The organism is Microbacterium sp., from assembly GCF_052102115.1.
GTDB lineage: Bacteria > Actinomycetota > Actinomycetes > Actinomycetales > Microbacteriaceae > Microbacterium.
Genome location: NZ_JBQDVP010000104.1, coordinates 1 through 4,208 on the forward strand (window position 1 = coordinate 1; position 4,208 = coordinate 4,208).

Here is a 4,208-nt window from a genome sequence, read left to right on the forward strand (position 1 = left end):
TGCGTGGAGTACGAGGTGCCCGTGGCGGTGAACGCCGCGGTGGCGCCGGCCTCGTTGATGCCCACGTGCATGATCTGGCCCTGCGGGCTCTCCTTGTACGCCAGGAGCAGCTCGCGGTCGACGGCGGTGTAGTTCTGGCCGTTCGGGTTGTAGATCTTCGCCGAGGGGAAGTACGAGTCCATGCCGAAGGTGCGCGCCTCGTCCGGGATGATCGGGACGATCCGCTCGCCGAAGCCCTTCACCCGCAGCAGGTCCTTGAGCATCCGGACGAACGCCATCGTCGTGGCGACCTCCTGGTTGCCCGAGCCCTTCTTGGGGAACGCGTAGTCCTTGTCCTCGGGGATCGCCAGATCCACGTGGGTGGTGCGCCGTTCGGGAAGGAAACCGCCGAGGTCGCGGCGCCGATCGAGCATGTACTGGATGGTCTCGTCCTGCTCGCCGGGGTTGTAGTACGGCGGCTGGTACGGGTTCTCCTCGAGCTGTGCATCCGTGATCGGAATCTGCATCGTGTCGCGGAAGAGCTTGAGGTCCTCCAGCGTCATCTTCTTCATCTGGTGCGTCGCGTTGCGCCCCTCGAAGTGCGGTCCGAGACCGTAGCCCTTGACGGTCTTGGCGAGGATGACGGTCGGCTGGCCCTTGTGCTCCATGGCCGCCTTGTACGCCGCGTACACCTTGCGGTAGTCGTGGCCGCCGCGGCGGAGCTTCCAGATCTGGTCGTCGGTGTAGTCCTTGACCATGGCGGCTGTGCGCTCGTCGCGACCGAAGAAGTTCTCGCGTACGAAGGCGCCGTTCTCGGCCTTGTAGGTCTGATAGTCACCGTCGGGGGTGACGTTCATGAGGTTGAGCAGCGCTCCGTCGGAGTCGTTCGCGAGTAGCTCGTCCCACTCCCGGCCCCAGACGACCTTGATGACGTTCCAGCCGGCGCCGCGGAAGTACGACTCGAGCTCCTGGATGATCTTGCCGTTGCCGCGCACCGGCCCATCGAGGCGCTGCAGGTTGGCGTTGATCACGAAGGTGAGGTTGTCCAGGCCCTCGTTGGCTGCCACCTGCAGCTGGCCGCGGGACTCGACCTCGTCCATCTCGCCGTCGCCGAGGAACGCCCAGACGTGGGAATCGCCGACATCCTTGATGCCGCGGTTCTCGAGGTACTTGTTCGTCATCGCCTGGTAGACCGCGTTGATCGGCCCCAGGCCCATCGACACGGTCGGGAACTGCCAGAACTCGCGCATCATGCGCGGGTGCGGGTAGGACGGGATGCCGTTCGGCGCGCCGGACTTCTCCTGGCGGAAAGCGTCGAGCTGGGCCTCTGTCAGACGCCCCTCGAGAAAGGCGCGGGCGTACATGCCGGGGGAGGCGTGGCCCTGGTAGAAGATCTGGTCGCCGCCGGACGGGTGATCCTGACCGCGGAAGAAGTGGTTGTGACCGACCTCGTACAGCGAAGCGGCCGATGCGTAGGTCGAGATGTGGCCGCCGACGCCGATGCCGGGGCGCTGCGCACGGTGCACCGTGACCGCGGCGTTCCACCGGATCCAATGCCGGTAGCGGCGCTCGAGCTCCTCATCGCCGGGGAAGTCGGGTTCGTTCTCAGAAGCGATCGTGTTGATGTAGTCCGTGGTCGGGACCATGGGCACATTCAGATGCAGCTCCTTGGAGCGCTTGAGCATGCTGAGCATGATCTCGCGACCACGCCCCGGACCCTTCACATCGACGAGCTCGTTGAGCGACTGACGCCACTCGCCGGTCTCCTCCGGATCGCTGTCGAGGGGGCCCTGGGAGTACGGATCCTGATCGTGGACAGTCACGTGGAGCCTTTCGTCAAGCTGGCAGGTCTTGCCAAGGAAACGGGAAGCGACGCGGGGAAGCCTTGTCGGCTCTGCACAACGCGCGCCGTATTCAGCCTAGCCCCGATCGACGGTTACGTCGCGCACCGCACCCCTGGATAGAATGACGGGACCAGGGCCTTTAGCTCAGCTGGTAGAGCGCCACGTTTACACCGTGGATGTCGTCGGTTCGATCCCGGCAGGGCCCACCCAAGTGTCGATGTTCAAACACGCGACGTCCGCAGGTTTGACATCTTCCCCCGCGCGCACGCTGGCCTCGTAGGCCAGCGCTGCCGCGTGGATTGCCGGGTCGAGCAGCGTGTCGAACGGTTCACCCGGTTCCGCTTCCACCCGGTCGGCGTTCTCGATTTCGTAGACATGGATGCGCTCGAAGAATGCTTGGTTGCAGATGCGTCGGAGTGAGTCGTCAATGCTCATGTAGATCGCGTGCATGTCGCCGGCAAGGGCGAGGCAGTCTTCAAGGTGCGCTTTGGCCTGGTCGTACTCGATCTGCCCCGCGTCGATCTGCGCGTCGAGGAACGCGAGCCGGCGCGCGATGCGGTCTTGTTCTTCTTTGAGGAGGTCCAGCGGGACGGCTCCGGCGTGGTGGGCGTGGAGCAGGCTGCGGCGTTCGTCGCGGAGCCGGTCGCGCTCAACGGCGTGGGTGTGGCGTTCTGCTTTGTTCGCGGTGTGGAGGTCATCGAACTGGCGCACGAGCATGTGCCGCAGCGCGGTGACGATGTGCTCGGGTATCTGCACGCGCCGGTAGTAGTCCTCGACCTGTCGTTCGATGTGCTCGATCGGCATGGCCTGACGGACACAGTTCGTGCGCTTGGAGTGCCGGCCTGCGCAGATGAAGTACGGGTAGACGATGCCCTTGCCGTTCTTCGCATGGGTGACCATCAGGCGGGAGCCGCAGTCGCCGCAGTAGACGGAGCCTTTCAGGTAGTGCTCGTGGGTTTGGGTTTTCTCCCCAGACACCTGGTGGGCGGTGAGGACGTTCTGCACCCGGTACCAGAGTTCCGCGCTCACGAGCGGTTCGTGGAGTCCGTCGTAGCGGGCGCCGCGGAAGATCACGTCGCCCTTGTAGTACGGGTTGGAGAGCATCTGCTGGATCGTGGACAGCCCCGGCGCCTTCGCGGGACGTTTCGGGGTCGGCACGGTCGTGAGGCCGCGGTCGACAAGTTCGCTGTGCAGCATCGAGGTCGAGTAGTTCCCCGTCGCGTACGCCTCGAACGCCCACCGCACCAAAGCTGCACGATCCGGGTCCGGGATCACGGTGGGAACGTCGCGGCCGAGCTCGTCACGCTTGTGGACGTTGAGGTAGCCGATGGGGGCACGACCGACGGTGCCGCCGGTGGAGGCTTTCTGCGTCATGCCCTTGGCGACCTCGTTGGCGAGGTTGCGGGAGTAGAACTCCGCGATCGTGGACATGATGCCGTGCAACAGCATCCCCGACGGGGTCTCATCAATGTTCTCCGTCGCAGACACGAGCATGACGCCTGCTTCTTTGAGCGCGAGATGGATCGCTACGTCGTCGGCACGGTTGCGGGCAAGCCGATCGACCTTGTGGACGATGCAGTACGCGACCTGGTGCGTCTTGACGTACTCGATCATCCGCATCAGCTCTGGCCTGTCGGCCTTGCGCGCGGACTCACCCGCGTCGATGAACTCCTCCACGACAATCGCGTTCAGATCGCGAGCCTTGCGCAGGTTCGCATCGCGTTGCGCGGGAATCGAGAATCCCTCGTCACGGCCGCCGCGCTCTGCCTGTTCCTTGGTGGAGACGCGGAGGTAGGAGACAGCGAGGGTTGTGGTCTCGCCGAGCCGGTCGATGCTGGTGGGTGGCGCTGGGCGTGCCAGGGTCATGAGTCGTGTTTCCTCTCACCGGAAGGGTGGGAGCCAACGCGACGGCGAAGCGTCACGCGGTGCGACTCGTAAACGGGAAACACGTCCGCCGGAAAGAAACCGGGGTAAGCCACAAGGGCAAAGAGACTGCGCACCCGGCCCGGTGAGGCCGTGGCGTTGGGTTCTATTCTACGTTGTCGGGCTCAGAACGCCCAGGATCGGCGGCATCCGGCGCGGTCTCGCCGTTCGTCTTCGATCTACTGACCGCCATGCCGAGGAACACCTGCGCGAGCTTGTGCAGGTCAGGTTGACTGCGCGGCACAGCTTCGACGGTGAAGCGTCGATCCTCACCCCGCCTGCGCTCACGCCTGCTCATGGCACTTCCCCCGTGCTCAGGACGAGACCTGCGATGAACTGGTCCTCGGCACGTCGCCGCGATTCCACGTCGGCGTGCATGTATTCCACGAAGTCTTCCTCGCGGTTCTGGATGACGATGTCTTCGATGGGGTCGGTATCGGGTTCTCCGGGCCAGGCGATGCG

3 protein-coding genes and 1 tRNA gene are annotated in these 4,208 nt (G+C 64.7%); 1 reads left to right on the forward strand and 3 read right to left on the reverse strand.

Going from position 1 to position 4,208, the window contains the following annotated elements; genetic code table 11:
- Window positions 1–1,802, reverse strand: a 1,802-nt coding sequence (gene aceE, locus ACTICP_RS15935; RefSeq protein ID WP_441894033.1) for a pyruvate dehydrogenase (acetyl-transferring), homodimeric type, incomplete at its 3' end; no start/stop codon positions are given.
- 154 nt (window positions 1,803–1,956) lie between these two features.
- Between aceE and ACTICP_RS15940 the strand changes: the two genes are divergently transcribed.
- A tRNA-Val gene (locus ACTICP_RS15940) sits at window positions 1,957–2,029 on the forward strand.
- Here ACTICP_RS15940 and ACTICP_RS15945 read toward each other — a convergent pair.
- Entirely contained in the window at window positions 1,989–3,689 is a 1,701-nt protein-coding gene (locus ACTICP_RS15945) for a recombinase family protein (RefSeq protein WP_441894037.1), read from the reverse strand. The two genes, ACTICP_RS15940 and ACTICP_RS15945, sit on opposite strands and share 41 nt — an antisense overlap.
- Window positions 3,690–3,852: 163 nt before the next feature.
- Entirely contained in the window at window positions 3,853–4,044 is a 192-nt protein-coding gene (locus ACTICP_RS15950; protein ID WP_441894035.1) for a hypothetical protein, read from the reverse strand.
- Between the last annotated feature and the right edge of the window lie 164 nt (window positions 4,045–4,208).